Source organism: Priestia endophytica DSM 13796, assembly GCF_900115845.1.
Lineage (GTDB): Bacteria > Bacillota > Bacilli > Bacillales > Bacillaceae_H > Bacillus_I > Bacillus_I endophytica.
In genome coordinates this window covers 348,945-370,326 of record NZ_FOXX01000001.1, presented here as the reverse complement: position 1 = coordinate 370,326, position 21,382 = coordinate 348,945, and the positions used below count along the sequence as shown (strand labels likewise).

Genomic DNA, 21,382 nt, shown 5'->3' with positions numbered 1-21,382 from the left:
TGTAGTTGCAAGAGAACTTTCTTCGTTTTATAATTTTTAAAACAGGAGGAGGGACCATCTTGAAAAAACAGCGAGAAAACGAAATTCATCTTAAAGATGGATTAGGAAGCGACGTGCTCAAAAAACTGCAGGAGAAAAAGAAATCACTTCAAAAAGCTGAAGAAAAAAGGCAGGAAGAAGAACGTGAACGTCGCCTTGAAGAAAAGCGTCAACGCGAGAAAAATAAATCCTTTGATGAACTTTTAAATGAAAGTGACTTAAAGTGGAAAGATTTTAAATAAAAAGGAAGCTCTATAGAGCTTCCTTTTTTATATTAGCGATGACTTTCATATTGATTTGCTTTTGTTAAACGTTTGATGTCTTCAACTTCTGAATCTTTCAATGGAAGTGAACCTGCAGCTGTTGTATTTGAAAGCACTTGTTCAACAGAACTTGCTCCTGCAATAACAGAAGCAACCGCTTTGTTATGCAAGCAATATTGAAGGGCTGTTTGTTCAAGAGAGTGAGTTGGACGGACATTTGCTAGATGTAGAATAGTACTCTCAAGATCTTCGTATTCATAGTCCAAATAGTCTTTATTATAAAATTTGCGCTGAAGCTGGTCTGTACCTCGACTTGTAAGAAGACCTTTAGCAAGAGGGCCTCTTGCAACAATACTAATGTTGTGCTCTGCAAGTAAATCTTCTATGCTTTCTTCAGGACGACGATCTAGTATGCTGTATTGCATCATTACACTTACGATAGACGATTTTTCTACGTATTCACGAATCACATTTGGACGAATAGAGGAAATGCCGTATTCTCGAATAAGGCCCTCTTTTTTGAGTTCTTCAAAAGCTTCAATTGTTTCATCAATAGGATCTTCAATTGTTCCTCCGTGAAGCTGATAAAGATCAATATAATCTGTTTGGAGACGCTGTAAGCTTTTCTTTACACTTTCTTTAATATGTGCTTTAGAAGGGTCCCATGTCCAGCCTTCTTTTCCTTTTTCAAACTTATTTCCAACTTTTGTAGCAAGAATAAGGTTTTTTCGTCTTCCTTTAATTGCTTCACCAACAAGCTCTTCATTAGTCCCGAAGTCATACAAATCAGCTGTATCAAGGTAGTTAACACCTTGTTCTAACGCTTCATCAATAATAGATTTTGCTTTTTCTTTATCCTGACCAAGCGACATGCATCCAAGTCCCATTACACTAACATGCAAATCCGAACGTCCCAGTCTTCTTTTTTTCATTTCGATTCATTCCTTTCTTTCTTTCTTTCTTTCTCTTTAATATATATGTATCCGTTCACTTGATGATAAAAACACCTTCTTCCTTATTGTATCGCTATCCTTTCCTTATCTGCAAGAAAGGTGAATAAAAAGGCTCGTCAACGTATGTCAACGAGCGAAAAAGAAATCTATAGCTTTGATGAGGGAATACTGTTCACCCAATCTTTAACAAGCTTAAATTCGCGTTCATATTGCTTCAATTTCTCTCTAATTTCCCATGCTTTTCCGACAAGAACGATTCCGCGATCAAGTCGATACACTTTCACCTGATTTTCCCACCTCTTTCTAATATGATAAAATTTATGAGCGAGTATCAAAAACTAGAACGAGGTGAAGCATTTTGAAACATTTACGAGAAGAGACGGTACAGTCTAAAACTATTTTTGAAGGAAGAGTCATTAGTCTTTTAGAAGAGGAAGTAAAGCTTCCTAATGGAAAGAAAAGCACACGTGAGATTGTAAAACATCCGGGAGCAGTTGCGCTTATTGCCTTCACAGATGAAAATAAACTGCTTATGGTTCGTCAATATAGAAAAGCGATGGATAAAATTCTTGTGGAGATTCCAGCTGGAAAGCTTGAAAAAGGAGAAGAGCCGCATGTAACGGCAAAACGTGAACTCGAAGAAGAAACAGGATATACAACAGACAACCTTACACATCTAATCTCTTTTTATACATCACCAGGGTTCGCAGATGAACTTGTACATCTTTACGTTGCTGAGGATTTAAAAAAGGTAACAGAACAAGCAAGTCTTGATGAGGATGAATTTTTAGACGTGTTAGAGCTAACGCTTGAAGAAGCAATCGCCCTTATTGGAACAGGAGAAATATACGATGCTAAAACAGCGTATGCTGTTCAATATCTACAGCTAAAAAGCGTACTTGGAGAGTAAAATGAACAAGTACTTTGCCGATTTACATATTCATCTTGGGCGAACAAGAGAAGGACATCCTGTTAAGATTACAGCTTCACCCACGTTAACGCTGCAAAATGTCTTGCATCATGCGGAAAGCGAAAAAGGACTAAATTTGATCGGCATCATCGATTGTCATGTTCCAGAAGTTCTTACAGAATTAGAAGAGATGCTAGAAAGAGAAGAAATGATAGAACATGAAGAAGGTGGAGTCTATGGGAGTGGTTTGACTATATTACTTGGCTCAGAGCTTGAAATCTATGATGAATACTGCCATGGACCAATTCACGTTCTTGCTTTTATGCCAACGCTTCAAAAGATGCACGAATTCTCAGCATGGCTTTCTGAAAGAACGAAGAATATTACATTAAGCACTCAGCGACTTTATGAAAAAGGGAAGGTAGTGCAAGAGAAAGTTAAAACTCTTGGAGGATTGTTTATTCCAGCTCATATTTTCACTCCGTTTAAAAGCTTGTTTGGAAAAGGAGTTCAGCGCTCGCTAACGGAAGTATTCGATCCAACTTTAATTGATGCAGTAGAACTTGGCTTGAGTTCTGATACCCGTATGGCAGATACGGTAAAAGAACTTCATCAATATCCATTCTTAACAAACTCTGATGCGCATTCTCTTGGAAAAATTGCGAGGGAGTACAATGAGTTGTTCCTTAAAGATCGAACTTTTGCAGAATTTGAAAAAGCGTTGAAGAAAGTAGAAGGTCGAAAGATTGCTCATAACTATGGATTAAATCCTGCCTTAGGAAAATATCATCATACAGTTTGTGAAAAATGTTTGCATCTCTGGGAAGAAGATGGAAAGGGAAACTGTGTATTTTGTGGTCATCATTCATTTATTAAGGGAGTATATGAAAGGTTGCAAGAGCTATCTGACAGCTCAGAAAGTCCTGTGAGACCCCCTTATACACACCAAGTACCGCTACAGTTTCTACCAGGTATTGGACCGAAAACGCTTGAAAAACTAGTAGCAGCGTTCGGAAGTGAGATGGGGATTTTACATCATGCTAGTGAAAAAGAACTTTCACAAGTTGTGAAGCCAGCCCTTGCTGACCTTATTTTAAAAGCCCGAAGCGGCGAGCTTGATCTTGTATCTGGTGGAGGAGGAAAATATGGAAGTGTGAAGAAGTAGAAAAGATTCATGAAACTCTTTCTTCTATCATATAGTCTAGTAAAGACTGTTTAAGATGATAGGAGGACACGGTAATGAATAAGCAACGTGTACAGGAGTTGTTATTTTACCATATTCAAAAACATAGCTCTGTCTATTTATTTGTGACGGTTTTGTTCTTTATCGGAGTGGTGTTTGGTGCTGTTGTTGTAAATAGTTTGAATTTAGGGCAAAAAGAGGACTTGTTTTACTATTTAGATCGATTCTTTGGACAAGTTACAAAAGGAGAAGTAGCAAATTCTGCTGATATTTTAAAGCAAAGTTTTTGGCATAACATAAAATATTTAGGGTTTATTTGGATTCTCGGTATTTCAGTTATCGGTTTGCCTGTTGTCCTTGTGTTACTTTTTCTAAAAGGAATTGTAATTGGATTTACGGTTGGCTTCTTAGTAAATCAAATGGGCTTTCACGGCTTTCTTCTTTCTTTTGTTTCCGTGTTTCCACAAAATTTATTTCTCATTCCTCTTTTTATTGTTGTTTCAACCCTTTCGCTTTCTTTTTCATTAAAATTAATGAAACAATTTGTAAGAAGCGGCAGTGAAACAATGGTAGCGGCTTTTATGCGTTATAGTACAGTTATTCTACTCATCTTAGCCGTTGTAACACTTTCTTCAACGCTTGAAGCATATGCATCGCCATTTTTGATGAAAACAACTCTTTCTTTTTTAGAATGATTATTATATAATAATATGTGTGTTTCCTAATTGATAATCATTTTATTTTCCTTACTGAGAAAAGTCTGTTATAATGTACAGATGAATGGCGAGGGAGGGACTAGCAAATGGAAAGTAGAATTGATCGGATAAAGCAGCAGTTGCATTCGTCGAGTTACAAACTGACTCCACAGCGTGAGGCGACTGTACGAGTTTTGCTTGAGAATGAAAAAGATCATTTAAGTGCAGAAGACGTATATCTCCTCGTCAAGGAAAAGGCTCCAGAAATTGGCCTTGCAACGGTTTATCGGACACTAGAACTTTTAACAGAATTAAAGATTGTAGACAAAATTAACTTTGGTGATGGGGTATCAAGGTATGATCTTCGTAAAGAAGGGGCAGATCATTTCCATCATCACCTTGTATGTATTGAATGTGGAGCAGTAGATGAGATTCAAGATGATCTTCTTGGAGACGTGGAAAAAATCGTTGAACGCGATTGGAACTTTAAAATTAAAGACCACCGCTTGACATTTCATGGTATTTGTCATCGTTGCCATAATGAGAATCACGAAAAAGAATCGAATTGAACGATATAAAAACCTTTTCCGGCGTGGGAGAGGTTTTTTTTATTAGGATAAAACAATAAGCATCCTTCTTCAAAAGGTATAAAATCTTCTACTGTTGGCATATGTTTTAGTAGAAATCTTTTTTGGAGGATGCCAATGAAAACGTGGTGGGATGTAACAGTACAGGCTTGTAAAGTGTTTGTGCTTTTTGTTAGTTTTACGGTATTATTTTACTGTGCACTTTTATGGGTATATGAAGAATATCAAAACTATCATCGCTACGATGTTCCAGAAGGATCTGCTGTCAAAGTAGCCAACATGGTACACGAAGAAGAAAAATCATGGATAGAAAGATTAGTGATGTTTTATCATAACGGGGAGTAGAGAGTATTGAACCTTACAATTGAAGATTTTATTCACTATTTAGTTGTAGAACGAGGGTTAGCTCCAAATACGATTGAATCTTATAAGCGCGATTTAGTAAAATATGCTGAGTACTTAAAAAAAGTGGAGACTGTTTCTTCTTTTGAAGAAGTTACAAGAGAGCATATTATTGCGTTTATGAGATATATGATGGAAAATGGAAAATCCTCTAAAACCATTGCAAGACATATCGCATCTATTCGGTCCTTTCATCAGTTTCTGTTGCGTGAGCATATTATGGACAAGGACCCATCTGTCCATATTGAAACCCCACAAGTGGAAAGGACTCTTCCAAAAGTACTGTCACCAGACGAAGTAGAAGCTCTTTTAACTGCTCCTGACGAATCTACGCCGTTTGGAAGACGCGAAAAAGCAATGTTAGAGCTTTTGTATGCAACGGGAATTCGGGTTACAGAGCTTATGAATTTGAATGTAGAAGATGTTCATATGACAATGGGATTTGTCCGGTGTATTGGAAAAGGAGACAAGGAACGAATTGTTCCGATGGGCAAAATGGCAAGTGAGGCGTTACAGAAATATATTGAAGAAAGTCGTCCAAAGCTTTTAAAAAGAAATCAAAAAGAAGAAGCTCTTTTTCTTAATCATCATGGTCGCAGGTTAACGCGTCAAGGGTTTTGGAAAATCTTAAAAAAGTTAGCCTTATCTGCTCAAATTGAAAAAGAACTTACACCGCATACATTACGACATTCGTTTGCAACGCATCTCCTTGAAAATGGGGCAGATTTAAGAGCTGTGCAAGAAATGCTTGGACATGCTGATATCTCTACAACGCAAATCTATACACATGTGACGAAAAAGCGATTAAAAGATGTATACAATGAATTTCATCCACGAGCATAGAAACTAAAAAAGGTAGAATAATTGCTATTCTACCTTTTTTAGTTTCTTAAATGTAACCACTTCCAATTTGAATAGAGAAACGTTATACTGAAGAAGTCAGACCTCTTGTCTCCTTACATAAATTTCGCTTAAAACGATAGTAAAGAGGGAATGTTATAAACAAACTAGACATTTTGGAGGAGATTGTTATGTCTTATACATATAAACGTATATTTTTAGTTGTGATGGACTCTGTTGGGATTGGTGAAGCTCCAGATGCTGAGCAGTATGATGATAAAGGCGCAGACACGCTTGGCCATATTGCTGAACATCGTGGAGGACTTAACATGCCAAACATGGGTAAGCTAGGCTTAAGCAATATTCGCGAGATTAAAGGAATCCAAAAAGAGGATACGCCACTTGCTTACTATACAAAAATGCAGGAAGCTTCAACAGGAAAAGATACAATGACAGGTCATTGGGAGATTATGGGTCTTCACATTGATCAGCCGTTTCGCGTCTTTCCAGATGGATTTCCACAAGAGTTGATTGCTGAACTTGAGGAAAAGACAGGTCGTAAAATTATCGCTAATAAACCTGCTTCAGGCACCGCTATTTTAGACGAGCTTGGTGAAGAACATATGAAGACAGGAGCGCTTATTGTCTATACTTCAGCAGATTCAGTATTGCAGATTGCTGCGCACGAAGATGTTGTTCCGCTTGATGAGCTTTACAAGATTTGTGAAATTGCTCGTGAACTCACACTTGATGAAAAGTATATGGTTGGTCGTGTGATTGCTCGTCCGTTCATCGGCAGTCCTGGGAAATTTGAGCGTACTTCAAATCGCCATGACTATGCTTTAAAACCATTTGGCCGTACTGTTATGAATGAGCTTAAAGATGAAAATTTTGACGTGATTGCAATCGGTAAAATTTCCGATATTTATGACGGAGAAGGTGTAACAAAATCTCTTCGCACAACGTCTAATATGGACGGGATGGATAAATTGGTAGAGACCCTTCATATGGATTTTGAAGGGCTAAGCTTTGTAAACTTAGTAGATTTTGATGCGAAGTTTGGGCATCGCCGTGATCCACAAGGCTATGGAGATGCACTTGAAGAATATGATGTCCGTCTTGCTGAAGTATTTGAAGGATTAAAAGACGATGATTTACTCATCATTACAGCAGATCATGGAAACGATCCTATTCATCATGGTACAGATCACACGAGAGAATATGTACCGCTCCTTGTATATAGTAAAGGAATGAAAAAGGGCGAGGAACTTGACGTTCGTCAAACATTTGCAGATATTGGCGCAACAGTAGCAGATAATTTTAATATTAAGCTACCAGAGCATGGCAAAAGCTTTTTAAATGAACTAAATCAAAAATAAGATAAGAGGGAGAGCGAATATATGAATAAAAATGCTATTCAAACAGCTGCTTCATTTATTGAAGGAAAGTTACAAGTTAAGCCGGAAATCGGCCTTATTTTAGGATCAGGATTAGGAGTCCTTGGCGATGAAATTGAAAATGCGGTAAAAATCCCATACGAAGATATTCCTGAATTCCCTGTTTCAACTGTTGAAGGACATGCAGGGCAGCTTGTTATCGGAACGTTGAACGGAGCGAAAGTAATCGCAATGCAGGGGAGATTTCACTATTATGAAGGTTACAGCTTTGACAAAGTAACGTTCCCTGTTCGCGTAATGAAAGAGCTTGGAGTTGAGAAGCTTATTGTCACAAATGCAGCTGGAGGGATTAATGAATCGTTCAACCCTGGTGATTTGATGCTCATTAGTGACCATATCAATAACTTTGGTAGCAATCCGCTTATTGGAGCTAATGATAGCAACCTTGGTCCTCGTTTCCCAGACATGTCAGAAGGATATTCTAAAGAGTTGCGAGCTCTTGCAAAAGAAGCAGCAGCAAGCTTAGATTTATCAATTCAAGAAGGAGTATATGTTGGTAATACAGGTCCATCTTATGAAACACCTGCTGAAGTTCGTATGCTTCGTATTCTCGGAGGGGACGCAGTTGGTATGTCAACAGTTCCAGAAGTTATTGTTGCTCGTCATGCGGGGATGAAAGTACTTGGAATCTCTTGTATTTCAAATATGGCTGCAGGCATATTAGATCAGCCTCTTAATCATGAAGAAGTAATTGAAACAACAGAAAAAGTAAAGAAAAACTTCCTTGCATTTGTAAAAGAAATCGTACGAAAAATGAGCAACTAATTTAGGGGGGAAGATCCAACATGAGAATGGTTGATTTAATTGCAAAAAAGCGTGACGGTAAAGAATTAACAAAAGAAGAAATTTCGTTTATCGTTGAAGGCTACACATCAGGAGATATTCCAGATTATCAAATGAGTGCTTTTACAATGGCTGTTTTCTTTCAAGGCATGACAGCTAATGAACAAGCAGAGCTAACAATGTCAATGGTTCAATCAGGAGACACTATTGATCTTTCAGCAATTGAAGGTGTGAAAGTTGATAAACATTCAACAGGCGGTGTAGGTGACACTACAACACTTATTCTTGCCCCTCTTGTAGCAGCAGTAGGAGTGCCAGTTGCTAAAATGTCTGGCAGAGGGTTAGGTCATACAGGTGGAACTATTGATAAGCTTGAAGCTGTTAAAGGATTTCACGTTGAGATTGATAAAAAAGAATTTATTGAGCTTGTGAATAAAAATAAAGTAGCGGTTGTAGGACAGTCTGGAAACTTAACACCAGCAGATAAAAAAATCTACGCGCTTCGTGATGTAACGGCAACTGTTAATAGCCTACCTCTTATTGCAGCATCTATTATGAGTAAAAAGATTGCAGCTGGAGCAGATGCCATTGTTTTAGATGTGAAAACAGGTGCTGGCGCATTTATGAAAAACTTAGAAGATGCCAAAGCTCTAGCACAATCAATGGTAAACATCGGAAATAACGTTGGCCGTCAAACAATGGCTGTCATTTCTGATATGAGTCAACCGCTTGGTTTTGCGATTGGAAATGCTCTTGAAGTCGAAGAAGCGATTGACACGTTAAAAGGTAAAGGACCAAAAGATTTAGAAGAGCTATGCTTAGTGCTTGGTAGTTATATGGTCTACTTAGCGGACAAAGCTTTGTCTCTTGAAGAAGCACGTCGTATGCTTCAGGAAGTTATTGAAAATGGAAAAGCACTTGAAAGTTTTAAAACATTTTTAGCTGCTCAAGGTGGAGATCCTTCTGTTGTTGATGATGTGGCAAAACTTCCACAAGCAGCACATAAGATTGAAGTGAATGCAGAAAAAGATGGTTATGTATCAGAAATCGTGGCAGATGAAATGGGCACAGCGGCAATGTGGCTTGGCGCAGGACGTGCTACAAAGGATTCTGAGATTGATCTTGCTGTTGGTCTTATGCTTCGTAAGAAAGTCGGCGATGAAGTGAAAAAAGGTGAGTCGCTTGTGACAATTTACAGCAACAAAGAAGATGTTCAAGAAGTAAAAGAGCATATTCTAAAGAACATTAGCATCTCTTCTAAAAAAGTTGAGGCTCCTTCTCTTATTTATGATACAGTTCAAAAATCAAACTAGTATCCATAAAAAAACGCAGTGAAGAATATTCTTCACTGCGTTTTTTTATGGATATAAAAGCTTTTTCCTCCATTATTTTCAATATAATTCAGTATAATATGTGCTTTTTTGGAAAAAATAGTGGTATTACGAATGGAGGTTAACATGCAATGAAACAACTCTTTTCTTTTATACTAGTTCTCTTATTAGGCGTCTCCACTTTATCACCATCAGCATTTGGAGCTGAGAAAAAAGCACCAAGTTTAGCTGAAAAAGCAGAGTCAGCTATTTTAATTGAACGAGACACAGGAGAGATTTTATACGAAAAAAACGGTGATGAAAAACTTCCTCCTGCAAGTATGACTAAAGTTATGACAATGATTCTTATTATGGACGCTCTTGATAAGGGGAAAATCAAGATGAGCGACAAAGTTCGGACAAGTGAACATGCAGCTTCAATGGGGGGCTCACAAATTTTCCTTGAGCCTGGTGAAGAAATGACGGTAGAACAAATGTTAAAAGGAATTGCAATTGCTTCAGGAAACGATGCCTCGGTTGCAATGGCTGAGCACATCGCAGGTTCTGAAGAAGAGTTTGTAAGCATGATGAATCAAAAGGCAAAAGATTTAGGACTTAAAAATACAAAGTTTCAAAATCCAACAGGTTTATCTGTTGAAGATCATTATAGTACAGCTCATGATATGTCTATTATGGCAAAAGAGCTATTGAAATATGAAGGAATTACAAAATTTACAGGCACGTATGAGGACTATCTTAGGGAAGATACCGATAAAAAATTCTGGCTTGTGAACACAAATCGTTTGCTGAAGTTTTATGATGGCGTTGACGGATTAAAAACAGGGTACACAAAAGAAGCAAAATATTGTTTAACAGCAACAGCTAAAAAAGGCAATATGCGCGTTGTAGCTGTTGTATTTGGAGCAGACACGCCAAAAGATCGCAACAGCCAAATTACAAAGATGCTTGATTACGCGTTTAGCAAATACGAAACATCTCCATTGTACAAGCGAGATCAAGTTGTTGGAGAAGTGAAAGTTGCAAAAGGAAAAGATAAAACAGTAGAAGTTGTAACTTCAGAGCCTATTTCAATCTTAAATGAAAAAGGACAAGGAAAAGCGAATATGAAAAAAGAAGTGAAGCTGAATAAAGATTTAAAAGCGCCTTTGAAAAAAGGAGATGAAGTGGGGACGCTTATTATTAAAAAAGATGGAAAAGTTGTCACAACGTCACCGCTTCTTGCAAAGGACAGTATGAAAGAAGCTTCATGGTGGAATTTCTTTAAACGAACGTTTACAACATTTACAAAGACGAGCTAAATTTGACGAATCTAAACTAGTTTTGTCATGAAGAAGGAAACCCCCACCTTTCTAGCGAAAGAAGCATTATATGAAAGCAAGGAGGGTTTAATTTGAGTCTTGTGATTGAATGTGAGGTAAAAGATTCTGTTTTACTTGTTCGTTTGAAGGGCGAGCTTGATCACCACACAGCAGAAGAATTGAGAACGCGAATTACCGGCTTGTTGCAAAAAGACGTTAATCATATTGTATTAAATTTGGCTGATCTATCTTTTATGGATAGCTCAGGACTTGGTGTCATTTTAGGACGCTATAAGCAAATTAAGAGCGCTGGAGGAGAAATGGTCGTTTGTGCTATATCTCCAGCTGTTCACCGTCTTTTTGAAATGTCAGGGATGTTCAAAATTATTCGATTAGAGCAAAGTGAACAAAAAGCTCTAACAACGCTGGGGGTGGCCTAAATGAAAAATGAAATGCACCTTCAATTTTCGGCCCTAAGTCAAAATGAAGCATTTGCGCGTGTTACTGTTGCTGCTTTTGTGACACAGCTCAATCCAACAATGGATGAAATTACAGAAATTAAAACGGTTGTTTCAGAAGCTGTCACAAACGCTATTATTCATGGATATGACAGCAATCCAGAAGGCACAGTATATATTTCCGTTACATTAAGTGATGATGGTGTTGTTGAGTTAAATATAAGAGACGAGGGACATGGAATTGACAACGTAGAAGAAGCAAAGCAACCTCTTTTTACAACAAAACCTGAACTTGAACGGTCTGGTATGGGATTTACGATTATGGAAAACTTTATGGATGAATGTAAAATCGAATCATCCACAAATCATGGCACAGCTCTTTACTTAAAAAAGCATTTAGCAAAGCAAAAAGCGTTGTGCAACTAAGGAGACTTGCCTATGGATGTGGAGGTCAAGCGTGAGAAGAATCAGCCTTATTTAAAGGACCATGAAGTCAAAGAATTAATCAAACGAAGTCAAGATGGTGACCAAGAAGCCCGAGATACAATTGTGAATCGTAATATGAGGCTCGTTTGGTCTGTTGTACAGCGGTTTCTAAACAGAGGATATGAACCAGATGACTTGTTTCAAATTGGAAGCATTGGGTTACTGAAATCTGTGGATAAATTTGATCTTTCGTATGACGTAAAGTTCTCAACATATGCAGTTCCAATGATTATTGGAGAAATTCAGCGCTTTATAAGAGATGATGGTACAGTGAAAGTTAGTCGGTCTTTAAAAGAAACGAGCAATAAAATACGTAAAGCAAAAGACGAACTTTCGAAAGTATATGGACGAACCCCAACGATCAATGAAGTTGCAGAACACCTTGATATTACGCCAGAGGAGGTTGTGCTTGCTCAAGAAGCGAATAGAGCACCTTCTTCTATTCACGAAACGGTCTATGAAAACGACGGCGACCCTATTACATTACTTGATCAAATTGCAGATCAGAGTGAAGATAAATGGTTTGATCAAATTGCTTTGAAAGAAGCTGTTGAACATCTTGATGAACGTGAAAGGTTAATTGTTTACTTGCGCTACTATAAAGACCAAACGCAATCAGAAGTTGCAACAAGACTAGGCATATCACAAGTTCAAGTTTCAAGGCTTGAAAAGAAGATCTTAAAACAAATTAAAGAACAAATGGATGAATAAAGCTATCCTTTTTAAAAGGATAGCTTTATTTTTTTTCTATTTTTTGGCTCTTTAAACTGTGTATGAGAAAAGATTTGGAAACTCATACTACATGTACAGAGAAAACGAGCTATAAGGTGTGTGGTATATGTGGGTCGTTCAGTATACATCAAAATGAGACATCGAGTACAAGTGAGGCCAAAAGAAAAGATCACAGTAGGAGATGTTGCTGTTGTTTTTACATCGAAGGAAGAGAAAGAGAAGATTGAAAGCTTAGTGATTTATAAGGTAAATGAAAAAGACCAAAACATCATTATCATTGATGTTATGAGGATCATCCAAGCTATTTCTAGAGAAATGGAAAATATGGAAATACAGCAAGTTGGCCCAACTCAAACGATTGTAGAAGTGGTATTTGAGAGAAAACGTGCTTCTCTTCCTTTTTTTATTGTTGTTTGGCTCCTTCTTTTCATTGGAGCCGCTTTAGCTATTATGAACTTCCATGAGGATGTGAGCATGAGGGCAGTGCATCAACGTCTCTTTTTTATCTTAACAGGAGAACAAGATGAAACACCTCTTCTTCTTCAAGTTCCTTATTCTATCGGTCTTGGTCTTGGAATGATTTTGTTTTTTAATCATGTGTTTAAAAAGCGAATCAACGAAGAACCAAGTCCATTAGAAGTAGAGATGTTCAATTATCAGCAGGACCTAGACCGATACGTAATCATCAATGAAAATGATGAGAGCGTGACTCACATTGACGAGCGTTAATGTTTTATTAACTATCGTTATCGGACTTGGCGGAGGACTTATGGTTGGCTGTGGATTTGTTGCATTTTTGACAGTGCTTGGTATTTTGCCACGCTTAATGCAGCTAACGAAAACGATGAAGTATATTCAAGGCTACGAGTGGGCTATTATCTCTGGAACAATTGTTGGAGTTTGGTTTAGCTTAAATCTTGTATATTTTCCACTATTCCCAACATTGATTGCGCTTGTTGGACTTGCTCATGGCATATTTGTTGGCATGCTTGCGGCGGCATTGACAGAGGTTCTGAATGTTTTCCCCATTCTAGCTAAACGAATTGGAATTGATGATCAGCTTGCTATTCTATTGATGGCTATTGTACTTGGGAAAATTGTAGGCTCTTTATTTCATTGGATGTATTTTACAAGTTAAGGGAGGAAGGTACAATGAGTGATAAAAATTTGAAAGACAATTATTCGAAGAAAGTACAGCAATATCAGCCAAAACCTAATTATTTTCTTAACTGTTTGAAAGCATTTATTGTTGGAGGACTGATTTGTACTTTTGGCCAGCTTGTTCAAAATTTCTATATTAGATATTTTGACTTTACGAAGGAAGATGCTGGGAACCCTACTGTGTCAACCCTTGTTCTTATTGCTGTTTTGCTAACTGCATTTGGGGTATATGACAGAATCGGACAGTTTGCAGGAGCTGGGTCAGCTGTTCCTGTAACAGGATTTGCAAACTCGATGGCAAGTGCTGCTATTGAACATAGAAGTGAAGGAATTGTGCTAGGTATTGCAACAAATATGTTTAAACTAGCTGGAAACGTGATTGTTTTTGGAGTTACAGCAGCTTATATCGTTGGACTTATTCGCTATATCTTTCAACATTATCTTATGCATCAGCTATAGAAAGGGTGGAACATATGATTCTAACAGGGAAACAATCATGGGTTTTTCAAAATGATCTTTATATTAACGCAACTGGAACAGCGGTTGGCCCGAAAGAAAAGGATGGACCGTTAAAAGAAACATTTGATGTGACGTATGATGATTTGCACTGTGGAGAAAAAAATTGGGAACTTGCCGAGCGGAAATTAATGAATACGGCTATTGATACTTGTATACAAAAGCTCAACTACACGTACGATGATGTGGATTTCTTTTTAGCAGGTGACCTTCTTAATCAAAATGTAACCGCAAACTTTGTAGCAAGACAAAATCAAATTCCATTTTTATGCATGTTTGGTGCATGTTCAACTTCAATGGAGACGCTCGCACTTGGTTCGGCTCTTGTTGATGGGGGATTTGCAAACCGCATTATTGCGGCAACAAGCAGCCATAATGCTACAGCTGAACGACAGTTTCGCTATCCAACAGAATATGGAGGCCAAAAACCAGACACAGCAACCGCAACTGTAACAGGAAGCGGAGCAGCTCTCGTATCAAAAGAAAAAGGAAAAGTAAAAATTACGTCAGCTACAATCGGAAGAGTAGCAGACTACGGAATTAAAGATCCATTTGATATGGGCTCAGCAATGGCACCTGCTGCAGCACAAACGATTTCTCAGCATTTCAAAGATTTAGGAAGAGAGCCAAGCGACTACGATTTAATTGTGACAGGAGATTTATCAGGAGTTGGAAGTCCTATTGTGAAAGATTTATTAAAAGAGGAAGGATACAACGTGTTTTCAACACATAACGATTGTGGCCTTATGATTTATCGACCAGATCAAAATGTGTTTGCAGGGGGAAGCGGCTGTGCATGTTCAGCTGTTGTTACGTATGGACATCTTGTAGAACAGATTGCAAAGGGAGAGCTCAAGCGCGTATTTGTTGTAGCAACAGGAGCACTTTTAAGTCCAACGATGACACAGCAAAAAGAAACCATTCCAACGATTGCACATGGAGTTGTGCTAGAATCTGTGGAGGTGGAGGGCTGATGGATTTTCTTATTGCCTTTGTATGTGGGGGATTAATTTGTGTAGTCGGCCAGCTGTTACTCGACATTATTAAATTTACGCCTGCTCACGTTATGACTCTTTTTGTTGTGACGGGAGCTGTCTTAGATGGATTTGGTTTATATGATAAATTTATTGAATTTGCAGGAGCAGGAGCAACGATTCCGATTACGAGCTTTGGTCATTCTCTTTTACATGGAGCAATGAAAGGCGCAGAGGAACACGGATTAATTGGGATTGGTATGGGGATGTTTGAATTAACATCTTCGGGGATTTCAGCAGCCATTCTTTTCTCTTTTCTTGCTGCATTGATCTTTAAACCGAAAGGATAAAAGACATGAAAACACGCCAAGTAATTGTTGTTACAGATGGAGATGAATTTGCAAAAAGAACGATTGAATTTGTAGCTGAAAAAGTGGGAGGACGCTGTATTTCTCAGTCGTTTGGAAATCCGTCTATTCTCTCAGGTGAAGACCTTGTTTCACTTATTATGCAAACTCCTCACAGCCCTGTATTTGTGATGTTCGATGATTGTGGCTACTTAGGAGAAGGAGCAGGAGAGACGGCGTTAAAATATGTTGCAACACATCCAAATATCGACGTTCTTGGCGCAATTGCTGTAGCTTCGAAGACGCATCAAAATGAATGGACAAAAGTAGACGTAAGCATTGATGGAAATGGAGAACTTACCGAGTACGGAGTAGATAAATACGGTGTTGCAGAAATGGATGTTGGGAAACAAAACGGCGACACAGTGTACTGTTTAGATGAACTTTCCCTTCCGATTGTGGTGGGTATTGGTGATATTGGGAAAATGGGGATGAAAGATCATATTAAACATGGTTCTCCTATCACCTTAAAAGCCGTTGAGTTAATTCTTGAAAGGAGTAAAGGTTATGTCAAATGAAAATTTACAAAAGACGCCCATTTCCAAAAATATTTACGATAATGACGAATTTTTTAAAGATGAAGCAAACATGGGTGCAAGCTTTGATTTAGGCGTCCGAAAAATTTTAGTTTTAGATCATGCCGTCCATTTTTACTATGTAACAGGCCTTTGTGATTCTCAATATATCATTAAAATCGCCGAATCGCTTGTAACAATCAATGATCATGAAAAAGAGCCAAGAAAAGTAAAACAGATTGTTGAAAATAGATTGATTCATCAGCAAGTGAAGAAATTAGACAATCTTGAAGATTGCATGGTTTCAGTTTTATCTGGATTAATTGTGGTGATGATCAATGGAGAAGATGTTGGTTTTGAAGTTGACGTTCGTACATATCCAGGTCGTTCACCAGAAGAGCCTGATACAGAAAAAGTCGTTCGTGGGGCGCGCGATGGCTACACAGAAAATATCATTATTAATACAGCTCTTACAAGAAGAAGAATTCGCGATGGACGTTTGCGCTATGAGATTATGAAGGTTGGAAAACGTTCAAAACTTGATGTTTGTCTTGCTTACATTGATGATATAGCAGACCCTGATTTAGTAAAAACAGTTCGGAAACAATTACAGTCAATTGACATTGACGGACTTCCAATGGCAGATAAAACAATTGAAGAGTTTCTTATTAAACAAGGATTTAACCCTTTTCCACTTGTGAGATATACGGAACGCCCGGATGTCGCTGCGGCGCATATGTTTGAAGGACACGTGATTATTATCTCAGATACGTCCCCAAGCGTTATCATTACACCTACAACTTATTTTCATCATGTCCAACACATTGAAGAGTATAGACAGTCTGCTGGAGTTGGAACATTTACAAGGTGGGTTCGCTTCATTGCTATCTTTGCTTCTATCTTTCTATTGCCATTATGGCTTATGTTTGCGTTAGATTCTAGCTTGTTAAATGACCATTTGAAATTTATTGGTCCAAACAGCAGCTCACGTATTCCAATGGTTGTCCAAATCTTCTTAGCAGATATAGGAATTGATTTCTTACGGCTTGCCTCCATTCACACTCCAACATCACTCTCTACAGCAATGGGGCTTATTGCTGCTGCTTTAATTGGACAAATTGCTATTGATGTGGGATTATTCGTTCCAGAGGTTATTTTGTATGTTTCAATTGCCGCAATTGGATCATTTGCAACACCAAGCTATGAACTTGGTGTCGCGAATAAGATTGCACGTCTTACGCTTCTTATTGCAGTGGCACTTTTCAAAGCTCCAGGATTTGTTATTGGAACAACGCTTTACGTTCTGTACCTTGTTCATATTAAATCTTTAAACACACCCTACTTGTGGCCATTGCTTCCATTTAATCCAAAAGCTTTTTTGCAAGTTATTATTAGAACGCCTGTCCCTGGAGCAACGGTTCGTCCAAGTATCGTAAATCCACGCAATCGTATTAGACAAAAGTTAAAAGAATAAAGATATAAAAAGTGAATCCTACTAGAAATAAAGTAGGGTTCATTTTCTTTTCTAGGTCTAATGCCCCTAAGTACATGTTGAAAGACCTTTATGTATATGGTAAAGTAACTTTAATTCAAAAAATGATTGATATTTCAAAAAAAGGAACGAGGTAAGGCAACAATGTTTTTTCATGGCACAAGCAAAGTGAACAATCAAAATCATTTAGAAATAGGCGGAGTAGATACAATTGAGCTTGCGAAAAAGTATGGGACGCCTCTCTATGTATATGATGTCGCCCTCATTAGACAGCGAGCAAGACAGTTTAAAGAAACGTTTGCAGAAGAAGGAGTAGAAGCGCAAGTAGCGTATGCAAGTAAAGCTTTTTCTTCTTTAGCAATGTTTCAGCTTGTTAATGAAGAAGGTCTCTCACTCGATGTTGTATCAGCAGGGGAACTTTATACAGCTCTTCTTGCTGGATTTCCAAAAGAGCGAATCCATTTTCATGGTAACAACAAAAGTTATGAAGAATTAGAATATGCAATTAAAGAAAAGATTGGATGCATTGTTGTAGATAATTTTCATGAAATTGCGTTGCTTGAAGAGTTAAGTAAGAAACATTCATGGAAAGTGCCTGTTCTTTTACGTGTCACTCCAGGAATTGAAGCACATACACATGACTATATTTTAACGGGTCAAGAAGACTCTAAGTTTGGTTTTGATCTTAAAAATGGGCAAGGAGATAAAGCTGTTGCTCATGCTTTTCACTCTCCATATTTAGATTTACTTGGGATTCATTGTCATATAGGATCACAAATTTTCGAAGTAACAGGTTTTGTGATGGCAACGAGAAAGCTTTTTGAAAAAATTGCGTCTTGGAAAGACGAATTAAGCTTCGTTCCTCGTGTACTAAATCTTGGTGGCGGATTTGGGATTCGCTATACAAGCGAAGATACGCCACTGCCTCCATCTCAGTATGTACGTGAAATGGTCAAAGAAATCAAAAGTCAAGCAGAAAAGTTAACGATTGACATACCTGAAATTTGGATTGAGCCTGGGCGTTCTCTTGTGGGAGATGCAGGAACAACGCTTTATACAGTAGGTTCTAGGAAGCATATTCCAAATGTACGTGATTATGTAGCAGTTGATGGAGGAATGAGTGATAATATTCGTCCTGCCCTGTATGAAGCAAAATATGAAGCTGCCCTTGCAAATCGAATGAATGCTCCTCATGAAGAGAAAGTTTCTATTGCTGGAAAGTGTTGTGAATCAGGTGACATGCTCCTATGGGATATTGAGCTTCCGAAAGTGGAAAGCTCAGACATTTTAGCTGTATTTTGTACAGGTGCTTATGGTTACGCTATGGCGAGCAACTATAACCGTATGCTAAAACCAGCTGTTGTTTTCGTTGAAGATGGAGAAGCACAGCTTGTTATCAAACGAGAGACATTTGAAGATCTTGTTCGTAATGAAGTTGGATTAAAGTCAAAAGTTTAATACGCAAGAAAATAGAGCTCTTTTTCTGAAAGAGCTCTATTTTTTTTGAATCATTATCTCTAAAATAATATAAACGGGATTAGGGGGGAAGAGAAATGAATGATAGAAAAAGACGTATTTTACGCTATATGCTTGCAAGCTCCTCTTTTATTACAAGTGATGAACTAGCCCAAAAAGTTGGAGTTACTTCTCGGACAATTCGCAATGATATTAAATTATTGAACGAAGATCTTCATCAATATGAGATTGACATTCAATCGATTCGTGGAAAAGGATATGCTCTTAGTGTCAAAAATCAGGAAAAGTTTCAAGAATTAATGGGAAAAGTCTCAGCTGAAGATATGATTGTAACACCGGAAAGACCTGAATCAAAAGAAGAAAGGGTTGTGTATATTATAAAACGCTTGCTTCTTACTCATCAGTACATAAAACTAGAAGATTTAGCTCACGAACTTTATGTTAGTCGCTCGACTGTACAAGGGGATTTAAAGGAAGTAAAGAAGCGTCTTGAGTTTTATAACCTTGTCTTTCTTCAAAAACCAAATTACGGATTAAAAGTAAAAGGAGAGGAAGTGAAAATTAGGTTTTGTATGTCTGAATATATTTTTAACCGACGCTCTCTTTCAAAAGAGGTAAACGAGCATCTTGGAGCAATCTTTGCAGAACAAGAAATCTCAGTTGTGCGACGCATTATGATTGAGGAAATAAAAAAACAGCAAATTATTCTGTCCGATTTGTCACTAAATAATCTTGTTGTTCACTTGTTAATCTCTTACAAACGAATTCAGGCTGGAAACTATGCTTCTTTCTATATTGAGGAGTTTTCTTCAATTAAGGAAAGTAAGGAATATGAAGTTGCAACATGCATTGTCAAAGAGCTTGAAAAACACTTTGGGCTTCCTTTTCCACAGCATGAAATTCTGTATGTTGCTCTTCACCTTTTAGGAACAAAGTTGATTTCTCATTCTAAAGAACAAGGAGTCAGTGTAAAAGAGTTAGTAAATCAAGAAATGTATCAGCTTGCTAGTGAATTATTACAAGCGATAGATGAAGAATTGAAACTTGATCTGCAGCATGATGAAGAACTACTTCTTGGCCTATGTCTTCACTTAAAACCGTTTTTAAATCGGCACAAATATGGAATGAATTTAAGAAATCCTCTTCTTGCAGAAATTAAAGCAAATTATCCACTTGCATTTGAAGGAGGAGTTGTAGCTGGTTCAGTGTTGAAATCAAAATATAATATTGATAGTACGGAAGAAGAAATAGGCTATTTAGCTCTCCATATTGGAGGAGCGTTGGAAAGAAAAAGTATGAAAGTTAGGCGGAAAAGGTGTGTAATTGTATGTGCATCTGGCTTGGGAAGCGCTAAATTGCTAGAATATAAGCTTCGTAAAGAATTTGGTCATGAATTAGAGATTGTGGGAACAACAGAATATTATCGGCTCTCTGAAATGTCATTGCATTCTTTAGATTTTGTAATTAGTACAATTCCGATCGAAACGGCTTCTATTCCGGTTGTGCAAGTGAAATCTATTTTAGGTTTAGAGGATTTAAACAAAATTGAAAAGACGATAAGGAAAAGCAAACACCAAATCGCTCAATTCATAAGGGAAGACCTTATCTTTTTAAATCGGACGTTTGAGAATAGGAAGGATGTTATTCACTTTTTAGCTTGTGAATTAGAAAAGAAAGAAATTGTTCCTTCTTCTTTTTTTCACTCGGTAATGGAGCGCGAAGAAATTTCCGCAACAAGTTTTGGAAATCTTGTTGCGATTCCTCATCCAATCCAGCCTTATACAGATTCAACCTTTTGGACGATTGTTTTACTAGACAAGCCAATTAAATGGGGAGAGGAATTTGCACAGTTTATTTGTCTTTTGAACGTTGAAAAAGAGAGCAATCAAGATTTAAAGGAAATGTATGAATTTCTCATTGAGATCGTAAACAATCCACATCTTGTAAAAAAACTTTTGAAGTGTAAAACATATAAAGAGTTTATGAACGTTCTCTTTTTGTGTTCTTCACACTCATAAAATTTCCGTAGTTAACGGAAATTTTATGAGTGGATATGAAAGCGTTTTCATATTAATCTTAATATAAGAAAATTAAAAGAATACAAGGGGGAAATAAAAATGAATATTTTATTATGTTGTGCAGCAGGAATGTCTACAAGTTTACTTGTTACAAAAATGGAGAATCACGCAAAAAATGAAGGAAAAGAATATAAAATCTGGGCCGTAAGTGCTGATGCAGTTAAAAACCATATTGATGAAGCAGATGTTCTTCTATTAGGTCCACAAGTTCGCTATCTTTTGCCACAAATGAAGAAGCTTGGAGAAGAAAAAAGTATCCCAGTTGAAGCTATCAATCCCGTTCACTATGGTACTTGCAATGGAGCAGAGGTATTGAAAACAGCTGCAAGTTTAGTTAATAGCTAAT

At 37.5% G+C, this 21,382-nt stretch carries 26 protein-coding genes; 24 read left to right on the top strand and 2 right to left on the bottom strand.

Translation table 11 applies throughout. The features are described from left to right. Window positions 1-59: 59 nt before the first annotated feature. Window positions 60-281, top strand: a complete 222-nt coding sequence (locus BM012_RS01890; protein WP_061801894.1) for a YqkE family protein — start codon at window positions 60-62, stop codon at window positions 279-281. A gap of 32 nt (window positions 282-313) precedes the next feature. Here BM012_RS01890 and BM012_RS01885 read toward each other — a convergent pair whose 3' ends face one another. Next, entirely contained in the window at window positions 314-1,234 is a 921-nt protein-coding gene (locus tag BM012_RS01885) for an aldo/keto reductase (protein ID WP_061801893.1), read from the bottom strand. A gap of 167 nt (window positions 1,235-1,401) precedes the next feature. Continuing rightward, window positions 1,402-1,539, bottom strand: a complete 138-nt coding sequence (mciZ, locus tag BM012_RS01880) for a Z-ring formation inhibitor MciZ (RefSeq protein ID WP_019391600.1) — start codon at window positions 1,537-1,539, stop codon at window positions 1,402-1,404. A 74-nt stretch (window positions 1,540-1,613) separates the two neighbouring features. Between mciZ and BM012_RS01875 the strand changes: the two genes are divergently transcribed. The 23 genes from BM012_RS01875 (at window position 1,614) to BM012_RS01765 (ending at window position 21,381) form a co-directional block, all read left to right on the top strand. Beyond that, window positions 1,614-2,165: an NUDIX hydrolase gene (locus tag BM012_RS01875; protein ID WP_061801892.1), complete on the top strand. Its 552-nt coding sequence runs from the start codon at window positions 1,614-1,616 to the stop codon at window positions 2,163-2,165. A gap of 1 nt (window position 2,166) precedes the next feature. Next, window positions 2,167-3,330 (top strand): endonuclease Q family protein, encoded by a 1,164-nt coding sequence (locus BM012_RS01870; RefSeq protein WP_061801891.1) that lies wholly within the window; start codon window positions 2,167-2,169, stop codon window positions 3,328-3,330. A gap of 74 nt (window positions 3,331-3,404) precedes the next feature. After that, window positions 3,405-4,043: a stage II sporulation protein M gene (gene spoIIM, locus BM012_RS01865; protein WP_061801890.1), complete on the top strand. Its 639-nt coding sequence runs from the start codon at window positions 3,405-3,407 to the stop codon at window positions 4,041-4,043. A gap of 107 nt (window positions 4,044-4,150) precedes the next feature. After that, window positions 4,151-4,612, top strand: coding sequence for a ferric iron uptake transcriptional regulator (gene fur, locus BM012_RS01860; protein ID WP_061801889.1), 462 nt, complete (start codon window positions 4,151-4,153; stop codon window positions 4,610-4,612). A gap of 135 nt (window positions 4,613-4,747) precedes the next feature. After that, window positions 4,748-4,975 (top strand): YqzK family protein, encoded by a 228-nt coding sequence (locus BM012_RS01855; RefSeq protein WP_019391605.1) that lies wholly within the window; start codon window positions 4,748-4,750, stop codon window positions 4,973-4,975. A gap of 6 nt (window positions 4,976-4,981) precedes the next feature. Beyond that, a complete protein-coding gene (gene xerD, locus BM012_RS01850) occupies window positions 4,982-5,875 on the top strand; it encodes a site-specific tyrosine recombinase XerD (protein ID WP_061801888.1) in 894 nt (297 codons plus the stop codon). Window positions 5,876-6,063: 188 nt separating this feature from the next. Beyond that, a complete protein-coding gene (deoB, locus tag BM012_RS01845; RefSeq protein ID WP_061801887.1) occupies window positions 6,064-7,251 on the top strand; it encodes a phosphopentomutase in 1,188 nt (395 codons plus the stop codon). Between the two features lie 21 nt (window positions 7,252-7,272). Continuing rightward, a complete protein-coding gene (locus tag BM012_RS01840) occupies window positions 7,273-8,094 on the top strand; it encodes a purine-nucleoside phosphorylase (protein WP_061801886.1) in 822 nt (273 codons plus the stop codon). A 20-nt stretch (window positions 8,095-8,114) separates the two neighbouring features. Further along, window positions 8,115-9,425, top strand: a complete 1,311-nt coding sequence (locus BM012_RS01835; protein ID WP_061801885.1) for a pyrimidine-nucleoside phosphorylase — start codon at window positions 8,115-8,117, stop codon at window positions 9,423-9,425. Window positions 9,426-9,574: 149 nt separating this feature from the next. Beyond that, window positions 9,575-10,741: a D-alanyl-D-alanine carboxypeptidase family protein gene (locus tag BM012_RS01830; RefSeq protein WP_061801884.1), complete on the top strand. Its 1,167-nt coding sequence runs from the start codon at window positions 9,575-9,577 to the stop codon at window positions 10,739-10,741. 92 nt (window positions 10,742-10,833) lie between these two features. Continuing rightward, window positions 10,834-11,181: an anti-sigma F factor antagonist gene (gene spoIIAA, locus BM012_RS01825; protein ID WP_019391611.1), complete on the top strand. Its 348-nt coding sequence runs from the start codon at window positions 10,834-10,836 to the stop codon at window positions 11,179-11,181. Then, window positions 11,182-11,625: an anti-sigma F factor gene (gene spoIIAB / locus BM012_RS01820; RefSeq protein WP_019391612.1), complete on the top strand. Its 444-nt coding sequence runs from the start codon at window positions 11,182-11,184 to the stop codon at window positions 11,623-11,625. It begins immediately after the preceding gene. Window positions 11,626-11,637: 12 nt separating this feature from the next. Then, window positions 11,638-12,396 carry an RNA polymerase sporulation sigma factor SigF gene (sigF, locus tag BM012_RS01815; RefSeq protein ID WP_061801883.1) on the top strand — a complete coding sequence of 253 codons (759 nt, stop codon included), beginning with the start codon at window positions 11,638-11,640 and terminating at the stop codon, window positions 12,394-12,396. Between the two features lie 129 nt (window positions 12,397-12,525). Further along, window positions 12,526-13,146, top strand: a complete 621-nt coding sequence (locus BM012_RS01810; RefSeq protein ID WP_061801882.1) for a stage V sporulation protein AA — start codon at window positions 12,526-12,528, stop codon at window positions 13,144-13,146. A 40-nt stretch (window positions 13,147-13,186) separates the two neighbouring features. Next, the gene (locus tag BM012_RS01805; RefSeq protein ID WP_061801881.1) at window positions 13,187-13,555 is read left to right on the top strand and encodes a stage V sporulation protein AB; all 369 of its coding nucleotides are present in this window, start codon (window positions 13,187-13,189) and stop codon (window positions 13,553-13,555) included. Window positions 13,556-13,569: 14 nt separating this feature from the next. Further along, the gene (gene spoVAC, locus BM012_RS01800) at window positions 13,570-14,037 is read left to right on the top strand and encodes a stage V sporulation protein AC (RefSeq protein WP_061801880.1); all 468 of its coding nucleotides are present in this window, start codon (window positions 13,570-13,572) and stop codon (window positions 14,035-14,037) included. 14 nt (window positions 14,038-14,051) lie between these two features. Then, on the top strand, window positions 14,052-15,068 hold the full coding sequence (gene spoVAD / locus BM012_RS01795; RefSeq protein ID WP_061801879.1) for a stage V sporulation protein AD: 1,017 nt from the start codon (window positions 14,052-14,054) through the stop codon (window positions 15,066-15,068). Next, window positions 15,068-15,418 carry a stage V sporulation protein AE gene (gene spoVAE / locus BM012_RS01790; protein ID WP_061801878.1) on the top strand — a complete coding sequence of 117 codons (351 nt, stop codon included), beginning with the start codon at window positions 15,068-15,070 and terminating at the stop codon, window positions 15,416-15,418. Before spoVAD ends, spoVAE begins: the two co-directional genes overlap by 1 nt. Before the next feature lie 5 nt (window positions 15,419-15,423). Next, window positions 15,424-15,993, top strand: a complete 570-nt coding sequence (locus tag BM012_RS01785) for a stage V sporulation protein SpoVABEA (protein ID WP_061801877.1) — start codon at window positions 15,424-15,426, stop codon at window positions 15,991-15,993. Then, window positions 15,983-17,464, top strand: a complete 1,482-nt coding sequence (locus tag BM012_RS01780; protein WP_061801876.1) for a spore germination protein — start codon at window positions 15,983-15,985, stop codon at window positions 17,462-17,464. Before BM012_RS01785 ends, BM012_RS01780 begins: the two co-directional genes overlap by 11 nt. Window positions 17,465-17,626: 162 nt before the next feature. Further along, window positions 17,627-18,940 (top strand): diaminopimelate decarboxylase, encoded by a 1,314-nt coding sequence (gene lysA, locus BM012_RS01775; protein ID WP_061801875.1) that lies wholly within the window; start codon window positions 17,627-17,629, stop codon window positions 18,938-18,940. A 95-nt stretch (window positions 18,941-19,035) separates the two neighbouring features. Continuing rightward, window positions 19,036-20,976, top strand: a complete 1,941-nt coding sequence (locus BM012_RS01770) for a BglG family transcription antiterminator (protein ID WP_061801874.1) — start codon at window positions 19,036-19,038, stop codon at window positions 20,974-20,976. A 99-nt stretch (window positions 20,977-21,075) separates the two neighbouring features. Next, the gene (locus BM012_RS01765) at window positions 21,076-21,381 is read left to right on the top strand and encodes a PTS sugar transporter subunit IIB (protein WP_061801873.1); all 306 of its coding nucleotides are present in this window, start codon (window positions 21,076-21,078) and stop codon (window positions 21,379-21,381) included. The last annotated feature ends 1 nt before the right edge of the window (window position 21,382 follow it).